Below are 25719 nucleotides of genomic sequence, written 5' to 3'. Positions count from 1 at the left end.
CCCAATTAGTTTTTAATTAAAAACTAAGGGCTATTGATGCTAAGTGATATACTTTTACTTGAAGAACAAGGAGCCATAAAAAAGACTTCAAGAGATTGTAGAGAGGATATTTTGAAGTCTAAATACAGAATTCAGACTTTTTTAATGGAGTATTTCACGCATCTAAAGAATCGCTCTAAATTAGAGATTAGCTTCAACCTTGCAACATAAGTTGTTGAGCTAGTAAGAACTTGGATAGTTTTATTCAGAAAACTTATCCTACTCCGTGTTATTTTATCAACTTGTCGCTTTACTTAATATTAGACTGTTTAATTCTCCATTACAATTGATATGCAACTTATATACAACGAGATAAGTCTTGCTAAATGAAATCTTGTTGATCATAAATTTTTAGGCAGTTGCAAATTAAGGATACTAGATTTTTGGTTGCACATTTGCGGAATATAATTAGGTAATTGAATCAGAATCTACATATAAACTTATACAGAATCTTCTTCTGAATCAGGATTGTTATTTCCTTTATTCGTTATTACCTGATGTTGAGCAGCATCTAATAGCTTTTGCTCAAGTCTACTAATACTAATCCCAAGCTCAGAAGCTTTTTTGCTTTTCCACTCTTCTAGCTCACAATCATGTTGATTGAGCCATTCACGCACCGCAACGCGGGCCATCTCAGCTTTGCGAAGAGTCTGGCGAGCTGAATGAAAAATCAGTCGCTGGTTATCAAAGCTTGGCAATGAGAGCATGAATCGCTGTAGTTTCATTTTATCTTGGGTCTTTGGGGGGCGATCGCTGTCACTCACATAACTATTAAAACTCATTTCAATTAGTATGTCATATAGCAAAAACACATTGCTAAAATTGCATACAAATTGCATATATGTTTGTTTGATTACTTATTACACATTCGATAAACTAATAAAAAAATGATTTTTAGCTAATGATGAGTTGTCCTGCTAGCCTCAACTCCAACCTCCATATATCAATACCCGGATGAGAAAATAAATAATCTCTTGATAAACCCTGTAGAGACATGCTAGTCGGCAAGAAGTGAAATTTCCCTTGATGACAGCGATTTAGATCAGGTGGGTTTAGTCATGGATAAATCTATCAGTATTTCTCCCAATATCATTGAGTTAAAAATAATTGTCGGTTGCAGAGCAACTTGCATAGGCGGGAAATACACTGGCGTTAAAGATTCAGCGAATAGTGACTCAAGCAATTTTAATTTTGGATACAAGTACGTATAATAAAATATTAAGTTCTGAGGCATTGATTTTGCTAGCTAGCTTTTACATCTATCGCTAAGTTGATTTATTTTAAAAAAGAATATGTATTAATCAATCAGTTATTTTGTTTAATTTTTATTCCAAAAGAAGGAATTCTGTTGGCAATGTAACAATAACCACTAGCAACTATATCTTAAGAATGAAAGATTCTGGCAAACAACAGATCCATTACCAAGCAAATACTTATTTTAAAATGCTGAGTAACAGCAAGGACATAATACTTTTCAAAAATTATAGGCAATTGAAATTATTGCCTATAATTTATATCGAGCATGTCGCTAGTTATTTAGCATCAAAAATGTTGCATATGGGTTGCAATTGAGTATCAATCCGTTTATCGTAAATGATTAAATAATGTAATTCAATACTGTTTGTTTAAGAAGGCGGAGAGATACATCAATAGGGAGAATATAAATATTAAATTCACCTGATTACCTGGTCACTCCATAGATTCATAAACGTACAGTATGACAATGCAATTTAATGCGATGACCCGTATTGTATGAAGCGTTCTGCATAATTGGACTGTCACGAAAATATAAGGGCTTGCTGGCATGAGACTATCTGAGCTAGATCCACTCATCCCGCTAATTGAGTTAAGAGAAGAACTCCTGAAGTTACCAAAAGGCTACTCGTTTTATGAAGAGGAACTGGTAGATTTCTTATCCCGACGAAGATGGCCTGAAAGTAATCGCCGCATTGATCGGACAACTTTCTGGCGGTGGAGGAACGATAACGGAATTGAGCATCAAAAAGTATTTAGTCGATTAGATATTTTGAAACTCTGTCAGATATGCGATCACTATCGCATAGATGGAACTCGTAGCGAATACTTAGCGATCGTTAAAAGTAAAAGAGAGGTAGTGCTAAACAAATAAAGCTTCCTCTGGCTAGATGCATAAAGTACCAAATGGATTTACAAAAAGCTGATTCTACCAACAGATTGATGGAACATCAATACGATTGAATCTGGCTTCGGAAGATCCCCCTAACCCCCCTTCTTAAGGGGGGCAAAAACCTCTTAAAGTCTCCCTGTTGTTAAGGGGATTTAGGAGGATCTACAACGATGTTGGTTTTTCACAGGGATGTGTGTAAACCGTAGCTTCAAAAGAGGGGTTTAATTCCCTCATTTGAATTAGAGTGTTCATCCAAACATGATGTAAGGTCTATTTTCATCTCTGCTGTTTCTGAATAATTCGGAAGCGCCTTGTCTTTAGACATCGCTAAATTGGAAGAGATAATTATGGTACAAAAACAAAAACAGTCATTCATAAAACCTGTAGGTTGGTGGACGGTTGTGTTAGCAACTACTATGACTGTAGCTACTGGTGCAGTCTCTTTCTATACCTTTTCACGATTTCAATCGGCCTCAAAAGTGGAGCCTATTCCAAGTAGTCCTCCTAAAATTACTGCTATTGCAGCCTTAGGACGTTTAGAACCTCAAGGAGAGGTTATTCGTCTGTCGGCCCCAGAGTCGCAAGGGGGTGTAAGAGTCACAAAACTCATGGTAAAAAAAGGAGACAAGGTGCGACAGGGGCAAGTAGTTGCAATTCTTGACAGTTACTTTCCTCGTCTTGCAGCCCTAGAAAAAGCCCAACAACAAGTCCTAGTTGCCCAAGCTAGTCTTAACCAAGTAAAAGCTGGCGCAAAAGCCGGAGATATCTCTGCACAAAAAGCAACCATTGCTCGTTTGGAAGCTGAGTTGCGTGGGGAAACTTCTGCTCAACAAGCAACGATCGCTCGCTTAGAGGCCGAGTGGCGTAATGCTGAAAGCGAAAATCAGCGATATCAGCAGTTATACAAAGACGGTGCGATTTCAGCCTCTGATTCAGATACTAGGCGTTTGCGAGTAGATACAGTTCAACAGCAACTCAATGAAGCTAAAGCTTCTCTCAACCGCACTATGGAAACTCTTCAAAAGCAGTTAACTGAGGCCAAAGCCAGACTAAAGAGTATTTCTGAGATTCGTCCTACCGATATAGCAGCAGCACAAGCTGATGTCGAAAGTGCAGTAGCTTCAGTTAATCAGGCTAAGGCAGAGTTGGATTTAAGTGTTGTGCGATCGCCTATAACCGGGCAAATCATGAAAATTAATGCTTGGCCTGGAGAAGTTATCGGCACTACGGGAATAGCTGATTTAGGTCGCACACAACAGATGTATGTGGTAGCAGAAGTCTATGAAACTGATATTAAAAAAGTGCGTATAGGTCAGTCGGCCATTATTACTAGTGATGCTTTACCAGGTAAATTACGAGGAAAAGTTGCAGATATTGGTTTGCAAGTTGGCAAACAAAATATCTTTAATAACAATCCTCAAGCAGACACAGATAACAAAATAGTTGATGTAAAAATTCGTATTGATAATCTAGAAGATAACCAGCGAGTGGCTGGTTTTACTGATTTACAAGTGGAGGTTATTATTAATATTTGAAAATTTTAAAGATAGCTTTGTTAACTCACTAAAAATCCTTGTAGTACTTAATACTATTCCTGAATTGGCTAACTTTTTCTTCTCTACCAGATGCTACGCGATCGCTAATTAGGAAGTACCTATAGATTCTTGATTTCAACAAAGCATTCTTTTTTAATTTAATCTAATTTATATCTTTGAGGTTTACTAAATGATTCTCAATATTCCCCTAGCTTGGCTACAACTAGTCCGGCAAAAAATTCGCTTTATTGTAGCTTTAGCTGGGATTGCTTTTGTTGCAGTTTTAATGTTTATGCAAATTGGTTTTCAAGCTGCCCTCTATGACAGTGCTACGCAATTGCATAAGAATCTAGATGGAGACTTATTTTTAATTAGTGCTCAATATAAATCTCTAACTTCAAATCAAAGCTTTTATCGTTCAAACTTGTATCAAATATTAGGTTTTGATAGTGTAGAATCAGTTAGTCCTTTATATGTGCAATTCGCAAAGTTTAAAAATCCTAATAACGGTCTGAAGTTCCCACTATATGTCCTAGGCTTTGATCCAGTTAAATCAATCTTTAAATTCCCTAATATCGAAGAAAAACTCAACTTAATCAGAATCCCTAATATCGTTTTATTCGACCGCGATTCTCGACCAGAATTTGGAGCGATCGCTAAAGATTTTGAGCAAGGCAAAAACATAAAAGTTGAAATATTCAGCTACACTGGATTAGTTGGCTATAAAGTTAAAATTGGTGGTTTATTTACTTTAGGGCCTTCCTTTGGAGTTGATGGTAATTTAATCGTTAGTTCTTCAACTTTCCTCCGAATATTTCAAGATCGTCCAGTACAAAAAATAGATATAGGATTAATTAAGCTCAAGCCTAATGCAAACCCCGAAAAAGTTTTGGCAGATTTATCAGCCAAGCTCCCCAAAGATGTAAAAGTAATTAGCCGCAAAGACTTTATCGCTATGGAAAAAAGCTATTGGTCTCTCAGAACACCCATTGGGTTTGTATTTAATCTGATGGTGTTAATGGGGTTTGTTGTTGGTGTGATCGTTGTTTATCAAATTCTTTATAGTAATATTTCTAGTCATTTAACTGAATATGCAACCTTAAAAGCAATGGGATTTAAAAACAAGTACCTATTAAGTGTAGTTTTTCAACAAGCTTTAATCTTAGCATCTTTAGGTTATGTTCCGGGTTTAGCTATATCTATAGCCCTATATGATGTGTCAAAAAATGCTACTAAGTTACCAGTTATCATGAGCACCGATAAAGCAATTTTAGTATTAATTTCAGCAACATTAATGTGCTTAACTTCTGGCTTTTTATCTACGAATAAACTCCGAAATGTAGATCCAGCAGATATTTTTTAATTTGACAATATTTTATACAATCATGAAAACAAAATTTATTGTTAGCATAAATGATCTGAATCATTACTTCGGCGAAAAAAAAGTACGGAGTCAAATATTATTTGATATTAATTTCAATATCAGATTTGGAGAAATTGTGATTATGACTGGGCCATCAGGTTCAGGAAAAACAACTTTACTGACTTTAATTGGTGGGTTACGCTCTGTCCAAGAAGGAAGCCTTAAATTTTTAGGTCAAGAGCTTTCTGGAGCTACTAATGAGCAATTAGTTAAAGTCCGCCGCCATATTGGCTATATTTTTCAAGCTCATAACTTATTGGATTTCTTAACAGCTAGACAGAATGTCCAAATGTCACTTGAACTGCATAAAAATATTCCTGAATCGGAAGCTCGCAGCAAAGCCGAAGCTATGCTCAATGCCGTTAATTTGGAGAATAGAGTTAATTATTACCCATCTGATCTCTCAGGTGGACAAAAACAACGGGTAGCCATTGCTCGTGCTTTAGTAAGTCATCCGAAATTAGTTTTAGCTGATGAACCTACAGCTGCTTTAGACAGTAAGACAGGTCGAGATGTTGTCACCCTGATGCAGAAACTAGCTAAAGATCAGAATTGTGCTATCTTAATGGTCACTCACGACAACAGAATTTTAGATATTGCAGATCGCATAATTCATATGGAAGATGGTTATCTGGTCAAAGAAGTTTCGTGATATACCAAATGGGTGAGAACTAAATGCTTATATATTGTAAATATATCCTTAGGAATACCATTTTAGTTTAATTTTGGTATATATTTCCAGCGGATAAGGAGAGAGAAAAGAATTTGTATCAGTAAGTTAAATCAGATAACAAACTAACTGACAATAAACATATTCCTTAAGTCTAATGTCAAAACACACCTGGAGTATGAAGTTATAAGTTTTCAGGTGAAATAGGATTGTAGAGTATTCTTAATCTAGTTTCAACCGCTAGCAGCATCTGGCTGCTTAAAATTTTTAGTAGATTTATATCTTACTAACTAAAATCTAATGCCAATAAAGTAATTAGATTTATTGAGATCAAAATCCTGTTTAACTTAGCGATCGCTTCTACTTATCAAGTAGGCAGGTGTGAATAAATAAAAGGTTTATATTGTCTCTCTTTGGGTAAGCAAGCTATGCGTCAAGTATCCTAGAGTTGGTTTTATGCCTTATTATAAACTACCTATTATGATTAGGTATTATATAATTTATTACTGCCTCCTTCGTTAATACATCTAAATAAGTAAATCAAAAATTGTGGTTTTCATTATAGATGGATAAATAGTAGGAAATTGTATGGTTGAAGATATTGTTTTTTGTCTACAAGAAGCAGCTTTATACTTGATATCAAAAAAATACCGGACACATAAAGATCCTTCTGAATGTTTTGTGAACCCTCCTTGTGGATGTGCCAATCCTGGGCATACTTTACAGTGTGAAGATTGCACTTATCTTGAAGCCTGTTTGTCTGATTGCAAGCTCCAAAAAACTTCATTATCTTCACGTTCATAAAGTAAGTTTAATGCCAAATTAATTCCTACGATAGAATTGGTTTTACCCCTATGGTAGAAGTCTGGGAAAAAACTAGCTGCTATCCTGAATAAGAATTACAAAATAATTCACAATAAGTAATTAAAAATCATAATTTAACAAGTGAATGTAATTTTTATTATAAATATTAATTATTATTCCTTGGATGTTGTGAACAAGCGGCTTTGAACCTGGGTTCCCAATTATGAATTAGTAATTACTGATTATGAATTAGTTTGATTCTGATGAATAGAAAATTGTTGTGGGAGCTTAAAATGCTTTCAATTTTTCTAAAACGAAACTAGGTAAAAGACTCCTCAATCTGTCTTGTCAAAATTTATCTGATTTAGCAGTGGATTGAGTAGGCAATATTGGTTTTGAAAATCAACCACAGAAATCTAAAACATAAAAGGAACCATAACCATGAAGCCTTTTGATTTATCTAAAGCTGTTTTGGCTACTGTCTTTGCCATCAGTTTCGCTTCTTTCTCCTTACCACCTTCTGTTTATGCCCAAAGCGGAGGCTCCGGCAGCGGAGGTTCCAGTGGTGGAACTACAGGTACTGGCACTACAGGCACTGGAACTACAGGTACTGGCACTACAGGTACTGGAACCACAGGAATTGGAACCACAGGCAGTGGAACCACAGGCACTGGAACTACAGGTACTGGAACCACAGGAATTGGAACCACAGGCACTGGAACCACAGGCACTGGAACCACAGGCACTGGAACCACAGGCACTGATCCCGCAGGAATTGGAACCACAGGTACTGGAACTACAGGCACTGGAACCACAGGCACTGGAACCACAGGCACTGGAACCACAGGCACTGATCCCGCAGGAATTGGAACCACAGGTACTGGAACTACAGGCACTGGAACCACAGGTACTGGCACTACAGGTACTGGCACTACAAGTACTGATCCCACAGGCATTGGAACCACAGGTACTGGCACTACAGGTACTGATCCCGCAGGTATTGGAACTACAGGTGATCCCACAGGCACTGGAACCACAGGCACTGATCCTACAGGCGCTGGAACTACAGGTACTAACAGGAATACAGGAATCACAACTTACCAACAAACTAGCGATCGCGGTTTCGATTGGGGATGGCTAGGTTTACTTGGTCTAGGCGGTTTAGCGGGTCTGGCTCGTAATCGTCAAAAAGTCCGGGCTTATAGGGATCCTAATGAAGTGACAAGTTCTCGTTCACTTTAGGCAATCAGGTATTAGGCATTGGCAACTAGTCACATTTTATTAGTGAGCGTGGGCTTTGCTCAGTGTCCACGCTCATTTTGGACTTTTCTAAGGAGATAGGTTTGTGCAATGTCCTAAAATTACTGATTATGCGTTGAAAATTTTCCATGCTATTTGATGCGTTTAAAAATCGTAAATCTCCTAAAATCGGATTCATCAAGACTGACCCAACCTGGCGCGTAGCTTGGGGAACAGTTGATGCAAATTATGAAAATATCGCTTGGCGAGATGAAAAAATTTCTGTAATTCTACCACGCACAGATTTTGGATTTATAACAGATAAATTAGCAATCAGTTCTGGAGAACGATTTGTTGTTGTTGGTGATGTTTGGTTAACTAACCAAGTGCAGTTGCTGCAAAAGTTAGGAATTGAACCGGATAACTTTAAAGGAAGTTCTCTGCAACTAATTGCCAAGCTTTGGGAACGATGGGGTAATGAAAGTCTTAGCCAACTTGTGGGGATATTTGCGCTAGTGGTTTGGGATAGAGAAAAACAGGTGTTGCAGTTAGTCCGCGATCGCATCGGTGTTCGTACCCTCTATTACACTACCAGTGGTTCGGTTCGTTGGATTGCGCCTCAACTGAGAACTTTATCACCCTATCGTTCATCCGATTTAGACTTGGTGGCGTTGCGAGATTATCTTTGTTGTGCCTTTGTTCCAGGAGAACGAACGCTTTGGGAACAGGTGCGGGAACTGCGACCTGGAACCGTTTTAGAATTTCCTGACTACAAAATTAAAGCATATTGGCAACTTCAAGAAAAGATTATAGGGATAGATCAACCCTTAGCATGGCATGGCGATCGCTTGCGAGAATTACTAGAGCAAGTTGTTCAAGAATATTTACCACCAGCCAATCAACCCGTCGGCGTTTTTCTTTCTGGTGGTTTGGATTCTAGCGTTATCACTGCTTTAGTAGCAAAATTCCACAAAGCACCAGTTCACACCTTCTCGATTCATTTTGGTTCTGAATGTCCCAATGAATTAGAATTTTCTAGTCTCGTCGCATCCCATTGTCAGACGCAGCACCACATTTTGGAAATTAGTTTTAAGGATATGTGGGAACGCTTACCGGAAACAATGGCCTATTTAGATGACCCCATTGGCGACCCACTGACTGTTCCCAACCTTTTGCTGGGACAACTGGCAAGAGAAAGCGTAGAAGTAGTTTTAAATGGTGAAGGTGGCGACCCCTGTTTTGGTGGCCCAAAAAATCAGCCAATGCTAATAAATAGTTTATATGGATCTGTTACCAATCAAGATGCATTGCAAGCTTATTTAATTTCCTTCCAAAAGTGCGCTGTTGACTTACCGCAACTTTTAAAACCAGAAGTTTGGACAGCAGTACAAACAGCACCTTGGGTTTTTGAAGAAGATTTATATTCCCAAGCCAACTATCTCAATCGTTTGATGGCAATGAACATCAAATTTAAAGGCGCTGACCAAATTCTGACGAAAGTCAGTAACTTAACTCAAGCCGCCCTTTTGAACGGTCGTTCTCCTCTGTTTGACCAACGAGTAGTAGACTTAAGCATGGAAATCCCTCCAGAGTATAAGCTTTCTGGGGTAGAAGAAAAGGCAGTCTTAAAACAAGCGATTACCTACGGTACGTCTTCTCTACGAAATGCTGCGCAAACGACGAACACAGATATTTTACCAGACGCAATTATTCATCGTCCCAAAAGTGGCATGATGGTGCCAGTACAGTTAGGATTTCGGAAATATTGGCAGCAAGAAGCCAAAGATTTATTGCTCAATCGAAATGCGGCTATCACTCCTTATTTGAACCAGTTGCCAATTCGCAATTGGTTAAACTATCAAGGAGATACTTGGAGTCGTTATGGTGTGAAGCTGTGGTTACTTGTGAGTTTAGAAATTTGGTTACAGGTGAATAAAAAATAATAGTACTGAAAGCAAGAAAATAATACATGTTAACTAGTTCAAGAAGGCAGAATTCAAGATAGGTTTTAACTTTTTTTAACTGGATAGTTATCGGCTGACCTGAGAGGAAGTTTGAAAAGTTATTTGTGATGTATTAAAGACTTGTAGATCCTCCTAATACCATTTCACTAAAACCCTGATACATATGATTTCGCGTAGGGGCACGGCATTGCCCATTGGTGTCAACTTAAGCTAAAAGCCTTTTCAAATCTCGTTTCCAGCAAGAGGCTGGAAATGCACTTCAATTGCGGCTCTGCCGCCAGCAAAGGAGGCGGCAGCCCCTAGGACAGCATTCCCAGTCTCCGACTGGGAACAAGACAACGAGACAATATCTAAAAGCTGCTTCTAGGATTGGTTTCACCTTAAGTTGACACGTATGGGCATTGCCGTGCCCCTACCAACCAACGTATTTGTATCATAATTAAAGTCAAACAGTATAAATCCCCCGAAAAACTGGGGGACTTTGATTCCATCCCCCCTTTTTAAGGAGAGTTAGGGGGGATCAATAAGTGTCTAAAAATACAAGCAACTACTCTTCAAACAACCTCTAAGTATTTTTATCATGTCTTTACCTAATCTTTAATTTATCAATCAGTAATCCTAGGTAAGATGTATTGAGTAAAACGCAATTTCATCTTATAGAGGCATGTAAAAAAAGTTCAATAACTAACTTGAAAATACAAAAATTGCGTGGATAGCCTAGACATAAGAGGATGTTTAAAAAGTTTTTAGCTTTAGGCTCCGTTTTATAACCAACAATAGGACTTTTACAATATCCTCTAAATATATATAAAAAATTCCAACTTGATTACGCAAGCTGTTTAAAATCTAGCTGTAATATTAAGTTTAAAAAAGTGTTTTTTAACAAAAATTGCTTTTTATTACCAATTTATATAGCTACCATGAATAATCTAGTTTATTAAAAAATATCAGCCAAATTGGAGAGAAATATAAGATGAAGAATACTTGGAGGCATTGGATTGCGATCGTTAACCTAGCTGCGATATCTACGACGGGCTACGCCTACGCACTAATGCCAACGCTAGTATTTTTAGCATTCTCTCATCGGGCAATTGCTGACGATCCAGGAGCATGTTACATGGTAACCTCCTCTGGTAAAACTGTTGGATTGGAAAGGCTTTGTGGCAATATAGCCGCTCCTTCACCTTCAGATAATAAAGTTTTTCGAGTCTCAATCAAACGCCGCTTTGGTGGAACTCCTGTAATTGATGTTACCTTCGATGACAAAAAAACCTTTGAAATGATTGTAGATACAGGTGCTAGTGGAACCGTTATCACTCAAGATATGGCGAATACACTTAAACTCCAGGCTACAGGTACAATGCAAGCCCAAATTGCCGATGGTAGCGAAGTAGAATTCCCGACCAGTAAGGTAAAATCTATTGCAGCAGGTGGAGTTACAGCCAATAATCTTCAGGTTGCGATCGCACCAAAAGCAAGCATCGGCTTACTGGGCCACGATTTCTTTGGCAGCTATGATATTAAGATTCTAGAGAAAGAGGTCGAATTTCATCACCGCTAATGTTCGCAGCTAAAAACGTAGTATCCTACATTTTGGTATCTAAAAATAAGTCCAAAATCATGAGGAGAAATCCCATCGGGTTACTAGTTAGCGGAGTGATTGTCAACTCATGACTAAGCTGATTGAATACGAAGAAGCCAGCGACGAAGTACGTGCAGTATATGACGACATCCGCGCCACACGCCAGAATGACTATATCAATAACTTTTGGAAAGCTATAGCCAATCATCCCCCTACCTTGCAACTAACTTGGCAAGCAGTGAAGGAAGTGATGACTAGCCCTGGCGAGATTGATCCACTGATGCGCGAACTAATTTACATCGCCGTGAGTGCGACGAATGGCTGTGAGTACTGCATCGCCTCGCACACAGCAGGGGCACGTGCCAAAGGTATGAATGATACCATGTTCGGGGAACTAATGGCGATCGCAGCCACTGCCAACATGACCAATCGCCTCGCCAACGGCTACCAAATTCCGGTGGACGAAAGATTTAAGACGTAGGAATGTAGGCTTGTCTCTCCCTGCTTAAAAATAAGGTTTAGTAGAATTATTGACTATGCCAAAAGTTCAGATTAACGGGATTGATTTGTTCTACGACATTAAGGGAAAGGGTGAGCCTTTGCTACTAATAGCTGGCTTCCTTTGCGATCATGCCTATTGGTCGCTGCTTATGCCATCGCTGGTTTCGCAGTATCAAGTTATTCGCTTAGACAACCGAGGTATGGGGCGAAGTTCTGCTCCTGAAAGCCAGTATAGTCTCAAACAAATGGCTAGTGACGTTGCAGCACTGCTCGACCACATTGCGATCGATAAGGTGCATCTAGCAGGTCATTCAATGGGTGGTCAGATAGCCCAAGAGTTAGTGTTAGCACATCCTGAAAAGGTACAAAGTCTGATGCTACTTTCATCCTTGGCTAAGGGTGATAGATTGTTTAACAGCATCATTGAGACTTGGAGCGAACTCTGCGGTAATGTAGACCTGAAACTTTATGAAAAAGTCGTATTACCCTGGATATTTACAGATACGTTCTACTCGATTCCTGGGATGATCGAAGGACTGATCGAATTTGCAATCAGATATCCTTTCCCGCCTGCGACTCATTCACTCAATCATCATAGCCAAGCCATGCTTGACTTTGACACAACAGATCGCCTTCAACAAATTCATTGTCCTACCCTAGTTCTAGTCGGTAAACAAGACATTCTCACCCCGCTAAAGTTTTCCCAGCAACTTGCTCAAGGCATTCCCAATGCTGAACTTTTAGTCCTCAACGGTGGAGGTCATGGCTTCTTAATTGAGTCGCCGGATACTGTGGTTTCAGCCATGCTAAACTTCTTGGGGAAGTTGAAGCCAGCTTACATAAGATAGCCTTCTACATAGCTGAAAATTTTGTAAAAATTTCGTAGTCTTTACTCAATCTACGATACCAATTAAACCAACCAAAACTACGTTCGACAACCCAACCTTTTGGCAAAAGAACAAAGCCTCTAGTATTAGCCGGACGACGTACAACCTCCAAAATCCGTTGATAAGTATCCATCACCCATCTCATAAAGCCTTCGCCTTCATACCCAGCATCAACCCAAATTAGCGCCAAACGACGCTAATTCTGTTCTTCGCTTGGGTGAATAATTTTCTTGCCCCTGCTTTGTCGGATTCATAAGCAGAGGTGACTACAACCATCAAAACCAATCCTAGAGTGTCAACTAAAAAATGCCGTTTACGTCCCTTAACGAGTTTCCCAGAATCAAAACCGACAGCAAGCGATACCATTGTTCCATTCTCTACAGATTGACAATCTACAATTGCCGCACTTGGGTTTGGTTCATGGTCTTCCAGCACATGTAGCCACTATGGCACTAATCACCGCATGTAGATCAACGCCACGGGGACGACACCCTGTATTTTCGGGAGAGATAATTATCTTTTACTAGCAGCAATTAATCTAATTTTATTCCTTAAGATAGATGACTTTTTTAATTAAAATATTGTTTTGTGAACACAGTTTTCAATTATAAATTTAATACTATTTTTATTATTTCCATAATTTTTTTCAATACCTAAAGCTCTAGTGTTAAACAGCAAATAAGATTACAATAGATTCTTAATTGCTGGTTGTAGCAATTTGTACTTGATTAAATTTGAAAGTTATTAAGTTAGGTAAACCGAAAAGTTTAAGTATGTCCTGTACCTTTTCGCTTTACCTTACCCAATAAACTTGGCGAACTATTAGGTAACAAGGAATAATGTTGAAACGTCGCGTAATACTAGTTGGTTTAAGTGTACTTAGCTTAACGTTAGCTGTGACTACTAAAGTATATGGACAGTCCACAACTGGGCCAGATGCTTGGGAGACTGTCTACAATGATGCGGTTGCTGGAGCAACAACGACAATTTCAGTGCCGCTTTTAGGCTTTTTATTATCAGCTGTCTTACGAATATTCTTCAATTTGGCAGGTTTTTGGGGCGGTTAATTATTTGTCTCATACTTAAAAAGAGTCTCAATAGAGGCTGTTGCAGTGCAATTTTTGGTAATTTATCAACCTACGTAGACGCTCTACGTCTTGTTGCCAGAAATCGCCTGAATAAATCTCTCATTCATTAACGCAGATTATCCCATAGCTAAATATTCCATAACCCGTGAGGACTTTTCTTTCTATGTTCAAACCTCGCACAATTTTTAGTGCCTTAGCTGCAATTATCCTAGCATTTGCCATCAGCACACAGATATATATACAACCCGCAGTAGCTGCTGGAGGAACGTGTAATCCAACTGTGGGAAACCTACCTATATGCCCAAGTACCGCACCTTCCGAATCAGCTAGTTTTGTTGACCCAACAGCAATAATCACCAATCCCACAAATATTATTTTGGGCGAAAAAGTCTACGTTGCTCCATTTGCTCAGTTAGATGCTACTAATGCTCCTATTAGTATTGCAGCAGATTCTAATGCTCAAGACCAAGTGAAAATCACAGCTTCAGGAACGGGAGTGCAGATTGGCGAGCGTGTCATTATGGCACACATGGCCGTTGTCAAAGGTGCAGCCAAAATTGGTACTCAAGGTTTAAGCGGACCTTTTAGTGACCCAGTGAACAATACTCAGTTCAGCAACACTATTCCAGAGACATTTCTCGCCTTCAACTGTGAAATCGATGATGCAACTGTAGAAAAAAACACAGTAGTCAACTTTCTCGCGCGAGTTGGACCTGGTGTTACCTTACCCTCTGGTAAAGTTGTCCTGCCTGGTAAAAACGTCACAACTAACCTACAAGCTACTAGCGGCAGTTTGGGGAAAGTAGTCAACCTGACACAAGCAGACGTTGCATTAATGGAAGGTATCATTGAAGTCAATGAAACATTTGCCAAAGGTTATACAGACTTAGCCAGAGCAGACTTGACAAGCGTACAAGGGATAAATTATGCTCCTGCCACCTCTTTTAACTCTGGAGGTCAGCCGAATATAGGTGGAATTCTGACTAGTGAGCCAAACTTTCGTAACCGCATTATCGGCAACATCACTTTCCAAGATTCTTTAACAACACTCAACAACAAAATAGGTAGCAGAATTTCGCTGCGTGCTGATGAGGGTGAACCTTTTAATGTTGGGTCAATTGCTGGGATGGCAAACGATGTTGTCTTTCACGCTTTAGAAACAACTAGTTTGACTCTTGGTAATGGAATTGGTTATGGGCCTCGCGCTCTGGTTCATGGCGGTAGGCAGGTTGTCAATGGTGTTGCTAATGGCCCTGAAACCAGCGTAGGTGATAACGTCGGGCTAGGCCCAAACTCCGTTATATTCCGCGCCAGCATCGGCAACAACTCAGCACTTGGGCAAAGAAGCGCAGTCTTCAACTCTACAGTAGCTCCCAGAACGCATATCCGTTCTCGCACAATCTATGCCGACAACGGCAGCCTGATTTTACCTGTGGAGTGGTAAGCAACTGACTTTTGCATCATGATGAATCGGAAAATATTGTCGGTGCAATTACAATGCCTACGATTGATTGTGCTGTTCACTTTGATATTCGGATTGATACTAGGTGTTGATGACAGTTCATCTATAGCTGCTGAAATCACCTCAAACCAGCCTCAAGTTGTACAACCTTCAGTCACCGGACTTGTCTCTACATTGTCGGATGAAGTCGAGGAATTACCCTCAGACTTAATTCGCTGGTCAACTTACTGGCAATTTTGCTGGGAACCATATCCTGAAGCTAAAGAGTACGAACTACAAACAGTGCTTGTGGAAGGGAAATCTCCAAAGTTGAAACGTCAAAGCGATCGCTGTTTTCGTATCCAAGCTGCATCTAATGAAAACCAAAAATCACAAGGATTACTCAACCGTGATTTGATCTTGCTAATGCATAAAATTCAGCTTGGTTATCGAGTGCGAGCCGTTTTAGATAACAACCGCGTCAGTGAATGGTCTCAAGTAATGGCAGTCGGTGCAACTACTACCTCTGAATTGAATGGTACTTAGAACACCTGTAATAGCTTTTGTGATACCAACGATAGCACTGAGAGTGAGTTTTTCTAATGTTTGTGGTGCAATCCCAGCGCGAACCTACCGTAGTAAAGGTGCTTGTCCTTCATAAAAGAGAGATTTTCTCTGATGAGAATAGCTTTTGCTATTTGGGAGCGCAATGGATCAATGAGATTTGCGACACTTTGCCTATCCATTCAGTTGAATAGTGGGATTTTAGCTTTTAAACTCATCATGAAAAACGAGAAGATTGATAAGAGTCCCTTGAATTAGTTCGTCACATATACTGGTGTCGTTAGTACATACACCATGAATACCTAACTCAATATACAAATCTGAGACAGTAATAGTCATGCTTCCCCTTGAACCATTGTTTTGTCCTTGTTGTACTCCAGCCATATTACATTTGCTGACTCAATCCGACCTGACTCAGCACCTACTTCAATTAAAAACGGGGTCAGTTTCTGCGGCTATCAGAAGGAATCAAAAACAGTAGCAGCGATCTCTCTATCCGTAGCAGGGAAAACGTCCAGAATGGATGGTCAAAATATCAGCACGTAAATGAAAAGCCCTCGTGGTTTGTCGTCAGTGTCACGAGAAAATCCAATACGGACGCTACGATGGTGAAGCTCTCAAACGTTTTGATTACTGGAAAGCTACGTGATACGGAAACGGTCATGCGTAGTTTGGAGGGGGGTGGTTGGAAAAGTGCCAATAATAATGGTAACTAGCTGGCTACCTACCCTACTTCATGCACGGTTTCCGATGGGAGGGGGAAACATTACTGTTACCCCTCGACCTATCTAAATATCAAACTCTATTTTAAAAACCTCGTCTTCATCACTCAAAACATCAAAAATAAAAGCGATCGCTCCTTTAAACTAAAGAGCGATGCCTGCGGTGGGCTGCGCCTACGCTAATTTTTAGATTACAAAATACAGCTTAAACAGCAACAGGTTCCAACAATTTGATATCAGAGAAGATAAATTCCTGAATAGATACTTGGCCTGCTGTCTCAGTGCGAATCTCGCGACGATTTAGGATGAAATAGTCACCAACTTTTTCATACTCATCTGTAAATTCGCTTCTACCGCCCTTTTGTTCCCCAGTCTTGGGGTCATGGTACACAGAGTCATAGCGGTGGGATAGGTAACCTTCCCCAGTGTCGTGACTGCTGAAGGTGTCAATGGTCACGAAAGTACCGTGGATTAGACGGTGAACATGGCATACTTCATTATTGCGGACTTTATATTTATCGCCCTCAGCCTTACCACCAATTAAAAGCTCAACTGCACCAGTTTCGTCAGTTTTGCCATAACTAAACGTATTGGCGCTGTGGGTGTCTTCAAAGCTGCGGCGGACGCGGTGAATTGCTATCTCCCATGCTTGACCATGAATTGCCTTCTGGGCTGGCTCATCACCTACATCTAAAACTTCGGCTTTGAGATTAGCACTGATGATTACTTTGCCTGTAAACACCTTATCATCATGCTTAAAGGTAATATTTGCAGTATAACCGGGGAAATTCTTGTCCCAAGTATAGCGGTTTTCATAAGCAGCCCGGAAAAGTTCCTGAGCAGAGAGTTGTGTAACTGTCATGTGCTTCTCCTAGTCGCTACTGTAATTAGCGTTTTAGTTTTATTGGTATTAGCATAGAAGTAATTGTTGAGGCTTGGATAGTCCCCAACTGGGTACACTTATGGTTAATTCTCTCCACGCCGTATTTCATGCGATCGCCAATGTCCAAAATGAGCAAGAATTAAGACTAGCTCTCACGGATAAAATTGGTAAGCATTTTGGTGTGCAAAATTGGGGTATTTATCTTCTAGATGAGCAACCAACGGCCCAAATCGATGTTCAGGGTATTCCGGCAGTATGCTTAGAAAGCAATCCAGTCGGGCGCTACGTGGTTGAGCGTCATGCTCCCGCCCATGAGCAGTTATTATTATCACCAGGAGACTGGAAGCATTTTTGCTCGCGTTCCGATCACGAACACGTAATGACCGGGCCGATAGTTTGCGATGGTCGTCTTGTCGGAACGCTCAACTTGGCTCGTGACAAGGGAAATCCTGCTTTTAATGGCAACGATTTAGCTGATTTGAGTGCCTTATGCATTCATTTATCAGCGAAAATGGCAACTCTACGGGCAAAACCAAAAATATCCAATTCCTTTTTAGTAAGCCCTCTAACAACGCGTGAGTTAGAAATTGCCGAGTTAGTGGCGCAGGGGTTGACGAATGCGGAAATTGGGGAAAAACTTTGGATTACGCAAAATTCCGTCAAACAAGCTTTGAAGAGGATGTTTCGTAAGCTGAAGGTTTCGGCGCGTGCAGAAATGGTAGCAAGGCTGCAAGATATACACGTTTCTTGAAGAAGAATGCAGCAATCTTTTAATGAGGGATTCAAACCCGCCACTTTCTTGTTGACCATTAAATCTGCATATTTAGTGGTTTCACTTTGTTTAACGCTACCTGTATTGGTTGCTGATACCAATTCACGAAAATCCTCATATATATCAATACAGTTCAGTTAAGCATTTCTTTCTTCTCTTTGCGTCCTTTGCGTCCTTGGCGGTTCGTTAAAAAAATTGACTTTGACAAAGAGTTTTAGCCTTAACTGAACCGTATTGTCATATATATAGATTTCTCGTCAGGACATAGTAATGCCCCTACCAGCGTATTTGTATCATTTTTAAAGTGAAATGATATGACTCCTGAATTCTTTCTTGGTAAAAGGTAATCCAGAGAAGCATAAAACGACGTATTTTTCTTAATTTGAACGATTAGAAATTTTTAGAGTACCCAAGTCCTAAAATCACTAGGGGCTTGGCAACTAAGAGGATTAAATATCTAGTTAATGCTTAAGCCTGGATTCTATTTGTTGCAATCAATCTCTTAACTGTCTTATCTGTCATTGCATTTTCTTGGTAGTGGCGAGAAAATACGAACTTGACAGGAAAAAACATTTGTCAACAATCCAATTATCTCAAGAAAGTCTATTATTTGTGAGGAGGAAAATTAATGAGTTCACTTGATCAAACCCAGACCCATATCTTAACGCAAGGTCAAGACATTCAACTGTCTGGTAATCCTCTTCAAACTAAAAATTTTTCTATTCAAAAAACCCTACGTAATGGGGGAAAAATCCGCTTCAGAATCCGTTATTCCGCCGAAATAAAGGGTTTCTGCCTGCTGGAAGTTTTTCTGATGAGAGCAGAGAATAGAACACAAATTGCTAGCATGACTATCCCCAATGGTGGTTCGACAGCTACCGCTCAAGAACAAGAGGGAGAATTTAGTATTTGGGAGCCAGGAGATTATTACTTCTTTTTCAAAATGTCTTCCAATAATGGGAAATTTACTATAGAGAATTATCAACTTTATTGGTCAGTTAGTTAATTATTTTTCGTTGATAGCAACAAAAATGTTAGTTAAACTAACAAGAATAAGCTCGATTAACGGAAATCAATATACCTGCGATCGCCTTCCTAAATCAGCCAATCTTAAATTAATCAGAATGGCGTTCAAACAATAAAGTTTGATTAGATAGTCATTGGTAATTGGTCATTAGTCATTGGTGCATACCCCGTCTCTTTTGGGCGGAAAAACTTTTTATAACGGACTAATTCAAACCACGTTAAAGAGTGAGCGTGGTATCTCAAAGACTAATGACTAATGACTAATCACTCTCGCGTTGCGGTTTGATTGACAGACTACTTTTGGCGCATCAACCCGCAGACTCATCTGCTCACAACGCACAGTTAACCAAGGCTGACCTAAACCTATTCCAGAAAAAGGACTTTCGGCGGGGATTTCTAATTTAGAACCAATCAAACCCAACAGAGACTCAAATTCAGCAGGGAATATCAGCAAATCAGCACCCTTGGCGCTGAAACCAGAGGCACTTAACCCCTGTTTCCATGCCAAGCTTTGCCGATTATATTTAAGACTACACAACTTCCGGTTTCCCTGATGCGCAGTGACATGCTTTCCTTGTTCCCAGGTAAACTCAGCTAGTTCCTTTGGTAGTCCCCAAATTTCTCGACCGCCAGCCACCGAATCAGCATTATCTACATAAATATGGGAAACCCAACCACCAATTTTTCTTTGATAATTAACCAAGGCGGGGGCAACAATTAACTCACTATACTCCAGTACCGAACCTGACCCGTAATTAGATAAATACACACTACCAAGGGTTTTACCAGGCCATACAGAAATAATTTCTAACTCTAAGGGAATCAAAGGGCGCACTCGGTCAATATTCACTAAATGCAGAGTTTGGATAGCGTAGCCTTGAAGTGTCCAAGGTGCTTGGGGATATGGCATAAGAGAGTTAGGAGTTAATAGTGAGGAGTTAGGAATAAAGTTAAGAATTAAGATTAAGAGTTACTAATATTAGTTTTACTCAAACTTCAAACTCCTGTACAGACACGATTAATCGCGTCTCTACTCCTAACTCTAACTTCAAACTCCTAACTTTTAATTCATAACTCCTAAAAAAAAATCCCCACCCAGGCATTTGCTTAGGTGGGTAATATGAGGTGGGACAAAATAATCTTCCCAAAAGAAGTAGGGAATTACTTGCTCTCTGTAAAGTCAGCGTCAATTACATCGTCGCCGCTACCAGAGCTAGATGTGGAACCACCATCTTGGGGTTCAGCACCAGGTGTAGCACCGCCACCAGCTTGTTGATAGATGTTGCTACCAACAGCGAATAGCGCTTGTTGCAATTCTGGGGTGAGCTTCTTGATTTGCTCATCATCTTCTTTAGCAACTGCTTCGCGCAGTTCTTTCACTAAGCCTTCGACTTTGGTCTTGTCAGCATCGGGAACTTTATCGCCCAATTCTTGTAGCTGCTTTTCAGCTTGGTATGCCAAGGAGTCGGCTTGGTTCTTGCGTTCAATCTTCTCACGCCGTTCTTTGTCAGATGAAGCGTTTTGTTCAGCTTCTCTCACCATCCGGTCAACATCATTTTTATCCAGGGTGGAAGCGCCAGTTATGCTGATGGACTGTTCTTTACCAGTACCTTTATCCTTAGCGGTGACGTTAAGGATACCGTTAGCATCAATATCGAACACCACTTCAATTTGAGGAACGCCACGTGGCGCAGGAGGAATACCATCGAGGCGGAAGGTTCCCAAGCTCTTGTTATCGTTAGAGAATTCGCGTTCACCTTGGAGGACGTGAATTTCTACGTTGGTTTGTCCATCCACAGCAGTGGAGAAGACTTCTGATTTCTTGGTGGGAATTGTTGTGTTGCGGGGGATAATTTTGGTCATCACGCCGCCCAATGTTTCAACACCCAAAGATAGCGGTGTCACGTCTAACAGCAAGATGCCAGTTACATCACCAGCTAGTACCCCGGCTTGAATAGCTGCACCAACTGCTACGACTTCATCAGGGTTGACGGTTTGGTTAGGGTCTTTACCCAATACCTGCTTCACAATTTGTTGCACAGCAGGAATGCGGGTAGAACCACCAACTAACACCACTTCATCAATATCACCTTTGTTTAACTTGGCATCCCGAAGGGCGTTTTCCACAGGAATACGGCAACGGTCGATTAAGTCAGAGCAAAGTTCTTCAAACTGAGCGCGAGTCAGGGTTGTATCTAGGTGCTTCGGCCCATCCTGGGTAGCGGTGATAAATGGTAAGTTGATTTCTGCTTGGGTAACGCTAGAAAGCTCAATTTTGGCTTTTTCTGCGGCTTCAGTCAGACGTTGTAAAGCTTGCTTGTCTTTCCGTAGCTCAATGCCTTCGGCTTTTTTGAACTTCTCAGCTAAGAAGTCAACTATTTTTTTATCAAAGTCGTCACCACCGAGGTGAGTATCACCAGATGTGGCTAGTACTTCAAAAACTCCATCTCCTACTTCCAGCACGGATACGTCGAAGGTACCACCACCAAGGTCAAACACGAGAATGGTTTCGTTACTCTTCTTGTCAAATCCGTATGCTAGAGAAGCAGCAGTAGGCTCGTTGATAATCCGTAGAACTTCAATACCTGCAATTTTGCCAGCGTCTTTTGTCGCTTGCCGCTGGGAGTCGTTGAAGTACGCGGGAACGGTAATTACAGCTTGGGTTACAGTTTCACCCAGGTATTTGCTGGCGTCTTCAACTAGTTTGCGAAGAACTTTTGCAGAAATTTCTTCAGGAGCAAACGGTTTACCAGCTATCGGACAATCTAATTTGACATTGCCGTTGCTGCTGAGGACTTTGTAAGAAACTTCCGTAGCTTCGTTACTCACTTCCTCGAAGCGGCGTCCGATAAAGCGTTTGACTGAGTAAAACGTATTTTCGGGGTTCATCACCGCTTGGCGCTTGGCGATTTGACCAACCAAGTTGTCGCCATTTTTCGCAAATGCGACTACTGATGGCGTTGTCCGAAAACCTTCAGCATTAGCAATTACTGTGGGTTTACCACCTTCCATCACTGCCACGCAGGAGTTCGTTGTTCCTAAGTCAATTCCAACTACTTTTGCCATTTTAGGTGCTGGCTCCGTATAACTACAAATGAATGAATGAGAATATAAAGGACTAAATTTTGAACCAATAGGGTCAATAAATCAGCCAGTTCAGCATGAATACCTTTGGTTTGGCTTTCCTGGGGTTAAAACTCCAGATATGCTGATATATATACTGAAGCTTAGTGTTAGCCAGTCCATGAAGGGTGGTTTCCCGAACCTTGCTTAGGACGGTTAAACTAACTAAATAGTTTTTTTAGTTGTTTCATGGATTGATTTGCCTTCACTCTGTCTAATGTATGAGAATTAATACTTTCAGTAATTAGGGTGAACCGTAACGGTAGAGTGGTGTTTGCCGTCTTTAGAGGTAATAAATTACAGAAACACTGAGGATAGAACAAAATTAAAAGGCGCGTAGGCTAGCAAGAACCGCAGGCATCGCTTCCGTAATTCCGTATATTCAGCAATATTTAGTATTTTTCGTGGTCGTAAATTTGCTGCCATTTTGAATCCACGGTGTGGATGACACAATCGCTGCTGCAATTACCTAGTACAACACGCCGGAAATAAACTAATCATTCCAAATCAACGAAACTCTTATGTTGTATTCATTTTTAATTTTTAATTTTTAATTCCGCATTGCGGTGGTAGCTCTTGCAACCGAAAGTTGTTGGGGATAAATGGGGAGGAGGTAAAATTTATGATTAATGCGAGGAAAAAAGAGTTTCCCAGTCAATCACAGGTGGTCTTTTTCCTTGGTTAACAATTTCAAAAATTTTCCTAGAACTACTTGGCTGGAAAAGGCATTCCACACAAGCGTTTGCTACGTCAATCCGGCTGGTATCACCCGAAAGTGTATCGCCAGTACCTACGACTACACCGTATTTACCCCCTGTTTTTGCCTTGAGGAGGGTGTTGAGGTCGTATGAAGTATAAGGTCCGTCAATGAGTCGTCCTGGGCGGATGATGGTGTGGGGTAATCCTGAATTAATAATGGACTCCTCGCCCTTCTGTTTGGCATCTAAGACACCAAAAGCATTAAGAATACTAAAAGGAAACTGATTTTTACGGAGAATTCCACAGGAAGAGACGAAAACGAATCGCTGCAAATTTCTGGGTGCTGCTGTAACTAGGTTGCTGACACCTTGGGCATCGACCTTTGCTGGGCTATTCTTTGCTTTTGCTTCACTAGATTGAGGGTTCAGGAAAGTGATTCCCCATTCAATCAAGTTCGGGGATTGGTCAAACTCCCATCGCGCAGAGGGAAAGGCGGTGGTTCCAGTACAGCAGATAATGTGGGTGACATTTTGTGTTGCGGCTGGGAGTGTAGCTGGCTGGCGGATGTCACCAACGGCAATTTCCACTCTCTGGTTGAACATTTCTTCGGCTTTTGCGGCATTGCGTGTCAGAACACGAACTTTCAAACCCTTTTCCAGTAATTTGCCTACCACTAATTGCCCTACTCCACCAGTAGCACCAGCAACTAGTACCAAATCTTCAACTGAATCAAAAGAATTCATAAACTGCCTTTGAGATGGTCTATTGTTAATCTACTCAAAAAAATGCGATCGCAATTCCTATCGGTAAAAATCAGCGCGAGTGTTTTTCAATTCATAACTGCGTAGGCGTAGCCCGTCGTAGACATCGCAGTTAGAGGGGAAATTGCGCCCGAATTGTTCGGTTCTACCCCTGTCATCAGTACACAAATAGCTATAACCTCTTAGGTAGTAGTGAGATGTCTACCCTAGACGCTGTTAGTCACTCTTGAATTAAGGGGTGAAAGCCTGTGTACAAATGGATGTTGCCAAGCCTGAGCGAAATCTTGGCTGAAAATCAATCAAGTGTGGCTGAATGTTCACCTGCTAAAGCAGAGCGGCAGTGGCGTGTCAGCCTAGCAGCGACAGAACATTTGCTATTAAATACTTTAGCAGCTGCTTCAAGAGACACAACCCAAGGATTAGTTTTAGCTGCACCAGCACCCTTATTTAGTCAGCCAAAACTAACTCAAAGCTTACAAACAGTAACTTTTACGGCAAAACCATTTAACCCCTTGGCGCTGATGCCATTTCAGATGCCAGATGCAATCGCCTCTGTCAATGAAGAAATCGCTCCCCATGAATCGGTACTTCCCTTATTACCTGCCGATCCGCTGGGGACAGAACAGTTTTGCTTAGTTTTTACAGATAAATTTAGATTAGTACTGGTTTTAGAAACCCACAAAAACGGTAAAAAAACCTTTTCATTTTCTTTTGAGCCAGAGGTAGTGCAGCAGGCTTGGCGATCGCTAGGAGCAAGGGTAATGCTGGTTAATCCAGAATTTTTTGCCCGCCTGGATGCATTGGTACAACAATATTCTCCGGTAGCACCAGACTGCCGCATCATGGTTCAGTTTAGCCAGTTGTTGCTTCAAGAATTAACAGAAGCAGAAGAGACTAAGGACTCTTTACTAGGAACTGGAGACAAGGAGGACAAAGAAAATAACTCATGCCCAATCCCCAAAGCCCAATCCCCAAATCCTGATGTAGAATTGCTCCAAGCTTTCGCTCACGAAGTCCGCACACCTTTAACAACTATTCGCACCATGACTCGCCTACTGCTGAAGCGGCGAGATTTAGATGCCAGCGTGATCCATCGCTTAAAAATTATCGATCACGAGTGTACTGAGCAAATTGACCGTATGGAGTTGCTTTTTAAGGCAGCAGAATTAGAAACTACTGCCTCGGCAAAATCGTCAAAAGCTCAACTCACACCGATGTCTTTAGATCAAGTGTTGCAGCAGAGCATTCCCCGTTGGGAACAAGCAGCGCATCGGCGGAACTTAACTTTAAATGTTGTTTTACCCCAACAACTACCAACAGTGGTAAGCAATCCCATGATGTTGGATCAGGTACTCACTGGTTTGATAGAGAATTTTACTCGCAGCTTACCTGCTGGTAGCCATATTCAAGTACAAGTTATCCCGGCGGGAGATCAATTAAAGTTACAATTATCGCCCCAATTCGGGTGCAAAGATTCAAGTAAAGCCGCCATCCCTGCAACGCCACCAATTCGCAAAGCTCTAGGCCAATTGCTGATGTTCCAACCAGAAACGGGTACGATTAGTTTGAATATCGCCGCAACCAAGCATTTGTTTCAGGCGATAGGTGGCAAACTGATTGTGCGCCAGCGTCCACACTATGGGGAAGTTTTGACGATTTTCCTCCCCTTAGAAGTTAGCAGTAAGCAGAAGTCAGGAGTTAAATGTTAGATGTCAATAGTCATTAACTATTTTTCAAAATTATAAATATTCACTCTAAATTAACGTGAGTTCAACAAACCTCTCGCTGCCTTAAACTAAAGTTCAAGTCTGTCCCTCCCGCTCGTTCCAGAGGGACAGTTTTTACTTAGT

The 25719-nt window shown here is 40.7% G+C and carries 22 protein-coding genes; 15 read left to right on the top strand and 7 right to left on the bottom strand.

The window, feature by feature from the left end; genetic code table 11:
• Positions 1-479 precede the first annotated feature (479 nt).
• Positions 480-878, bottom strand: a complete 399-nt coding sequence (locus tag H6G92_RS13415) for a hypothetical protein (protein ID WP_390665765.1) — start codon at positions 876-878, stop codon at positions 480-482.
• A 965-nt stretch (positions 879-1843) separates the two neighbouring features.
• Here H6G92_RS13415 and H6G92_RS13410 point away from each other — a divergent pair.
• From H6G92_RS13410 to H6G92_RS13370, 9 genes are all read left to right on the top strand, one after another.
• Positions 1844-2167, top strand: a complete 324-nt coding sequence (locus H6G92_RS13410) for a hypothetical protein (protein WP_190894170.1) — start codon at positions 1844-1846, stop codon at positions 2165-2167.
• A 365-nt stretch (positions 2168-2532) separates the two neighbouring features.
• The gene (locus H6G92_RS13405; protein WP_190894169.1) at positions 2533-3720 is read left to right on the top strand and encodes an ABC exporter membrane fusion protein; all 1188 of its coding nucleotides are present in this window, start codon (positions 2533-2535) and stop codon (positions 3718-3720) included.
• A 190-nt stretch (positions 3721-3910) separates the two neighbouring features.
• A complete protein-coding gene (gene devC / locus H6G92_RS13400) occupies positions 3911-5083 on the top strand; it encodes an ABC transporter permease DevC (RefSeq protein ID WP_190894168.1) in 1173 nt (390 codons plus the stop codon).
• Between the two features lie 22 nt (positions 5084-5105).
• The gene (locus tag H6G92_RS13395) at positions 5106-5795 is read left to right on the top strand and encodes a DevA family ABC transporter ATP-binding protein (protein ID WP_199344807.1); all 690 of its coding nucleotides are present in this window, start codon (positions 5106-5108) and stop codon (positions 5793-5795) included.
• Between the two features lie 1263 nt (positions 5796-7058).
• A complete protein-coding gene (locus H6G92_RS41115; protein ID WP_190894167.1) occupies positions 7059-7859 on the top strand; it encodes a WGxxGxxG-CTERM domain-containing protein in 801 nt (266 codons plus the stop codon).
• A gap of 146 nt (positions 7860-8005) precedes the next feature.
• Positions 8006-9799: an asparagine synthetase B family protein gene (locus tag H6G92_RS13385; RefSeq protein ID WP_190894166.1), complete on the top strand. Its 1794-nt coding sequence runs from the start codon at positions 8006-8008 to the stop codon at positions 9797-9799.
• A 994-nt stretch (positions 9800-10793) separates the two neighbouring features.
• Positions 10794-11381, top strand: a complete 588-nt coding sequence (locus H6G92_RS13380; protein WP_190894165.1) for a retropepsin-like aspartic protease family protein — start codon at positions 10794-10796, stop codon at positions 11379-11381.
• 109 nt (positions 11382-11490) lie between these two features.
• Complete coding sequence (locus tag H6G92_RS13375) at positions 11491-11883, top strand: carboxymuconolactone decarboxylase family protein (RefSeq protein WP_190894164.1); 393 nt, start codon at positions 11491-11493, stop codon at positions 11881-11883.
• Between the two features lie 55 nt (positions 11884-11938).
• Entirely contained in the window at positions 11939-12751 is an 813-nt protein-coding gene (locus H6G92_RS13370; RefSeq protein ID WP_190894163.1) for an alpha/beta fold hydrolase, read from the top strand.
• Positions 12752-12755: 4 nt separating this feature from the next.
• Here H6G92_RS13370 and H6G92_RS13365 read toward each other — a convergent pair whose 3' ends face one another.
• Both H6G92_RS13365 and H6G92_RS13360 read right to left on the bottom strand, forming a co-directional pair.
• Positions 12756-12980 carry a transposase gene (locus H6G92_RS13365; protein ID WP_190894162.1) on the bottom strand — a complete coding sequence of 75 codons (225 nt, stop codon included), beginning with the start codon at positions 12978-12980 and terminating at the stop codon, positions 12756-12758.
• Positions 12971-13225: a transposase gene (locus H6G92_RS13360; RefSeq protein WP_190894161.1), complete on the bottom strand. Its 255-nt coding sequence runs from the start codon at positions 13223-13225 to the stop codon at positions 12971-12973. The genes H6G92_RS13365 and H6G92_RS13360 overlap by 10 nt, the downstream gene beginning before the upstream one ends.
• Before the next feature lie 404 nt (positions 13226-13629).
• Here H6G92_RS13360 and H6G92_RS13355 point away from each other — a divergent pair, with 404 nt between their 5' ends.
• From H6G92_RS13355 to H6G92_RS13345, 3 genes are all read left to right on the top strand, one after another.
• The gene (locus H6G92_RS13355) at positions 13630-13857 is read left to right on the top strand and encodes a hypothetical protein (protein ID WP_190894160.1); all 228 of its coding nucleotides are present in this window, start codon (positions 13630-13632) and stop codon (positions 13855-13857) included.
• 184 nt (positions 13858-14041) lie between these two features.
• Positions 14042-15322 (top strand): acetyltransferase, encoded by a 1281-nt coding sequence (locus H6G92_RS13350; RefSeq protein ID WP_190894159.1) that lies wholly within the window; start codon positions 14042-14044, stop codon positions 15320-15322.
• A gap of 18 nt (positions 15323-15340) precedes the next feature.
• The gene (locus tag H6G92_RS13345) at positions 15341-15865 is read left to right on the top strand and encodes a hypothetical protein (protein ID WP_242059119.1); all 525 of its coding nucleotides are present in this window, start codon (positions 15341-15343) and stop codon (positions 15863-15865) included.
• 945 nt (positions 15866-16810) lie between these two features.
• Here the strand turns inward: H6G92_RS13345 and H6G92_RS13340 are convergent.
• Entirely contained in the window at positions 16811-17467 is a 657-nt protein-coding gene (locus H6G92_RS13340) for a DUF3386 domain-containing protein (protein ID WP_190894158.1), read from the bottom strand.
• Between the two features lie 100 nt (positions 17468-17567).
• Here H6G92_RS13340 and H6G92_RS13335 point away from each other — a divergent pair, with 100 nt between their 5' ends.
• Positions 17568-18239: a LuxR C-terminal-related transcriptional regulator gene (locus H6G92_RS13335; RefSeq protein ID WP_190894157.1), complete on the top strand. Its 672-nt coding sequence runs from the start codon at positions 17568-17570 to the stop codon at positions 18237-18239.
• A 649-nt stretch (positions 18240-18888) separates the two neighbouring features.
• Positions 18889-19266: a hypothetical protein gene (locus H6G92_RS13330; protein ID WP_190894156.1), complete on the top strand. Its 378-nt coding sequence runs from the start codon at positions 18889-18891 to the stop codon at positions 19264-19266.
• A gap of 273 nt (positions 19267-19539) precedes the next feature.
• Here H6G92_RS13330 and H6G92_RS13325 read toward each other — a convergent pair whose 3' ends face one another.
• From H6G92_RS13325 to H6G92_RS13315, 3 genes are all read right to left on the bottom strand, one after another.
• Positions 19540-20196 carry an acetoacetate decarboxylase family protein gene (locus H6G92_RS13325; protein ID WP_190894155.1) on the bottom strand — a complete coding sequence of 219 codons (657 nt, stop codon included), beginning with the start codon at positions 20194-20196 and terminating at the stop codon, positions 19540-19542.
• Between the two features lie 251 nt (positions 20197-20447).
• Positions 20448-22352 carry a molecular chaperone DnaK gene (dnaK, locus tag H6G92_RS13320; protein WP_190894154.1) on the bottom strand — a complete coding sequence of 635 codons (1905 nt, stop codon included), beginning with the start codon at positions 22350-22352 and terminating at the stop codon, positions 20448-20450.
• 683 nt (positions 22353-23035) lie between these two features.
• A complete protein-coding gene (locus tag H6G92_RS13315; RefSeq protein ID WP_190894153.1) occupies positions 23036-23851 on the bottom strand; it encodes an SDR family oxidoreductase in 816 nt (271 codons plus the stop codon).
• A 266-nt stretch (positions 23852-24117) separates the two neighbouring features.
• Between H6G92_RS13315 and H6G92_RS13310 the strand changes: the two genes are divergently transcribed.
• The gene (locus tag H6G92_RS13310; protein WP_190894152.1) at positions 24118-25578 is read left to right on the top strand and encodes a sensor histidine kinase; all 1461 of its coding nucleotides are present in this window, start codon (positions 24118-24120) and stop codon (positions 25576-25578) included.
• Positions 25579-25719 lie beyond the last annotated feature (141 nt).

Source organism: Nostoc foliaceum FACHB-393, assembly GCF_014698505.1.
GTDB lineage: Bacteria > Cyanobacteriota > Cyanobacteriia > Cyanobacteriales > Nostocaceae > Nostoc > Nostoc foliaceum_A.
The sequence above is the reverse complement of the archived record's forward strand: the minus strand, read 5'-3'. Positions and strand labels throughout refer to the sequence as shown.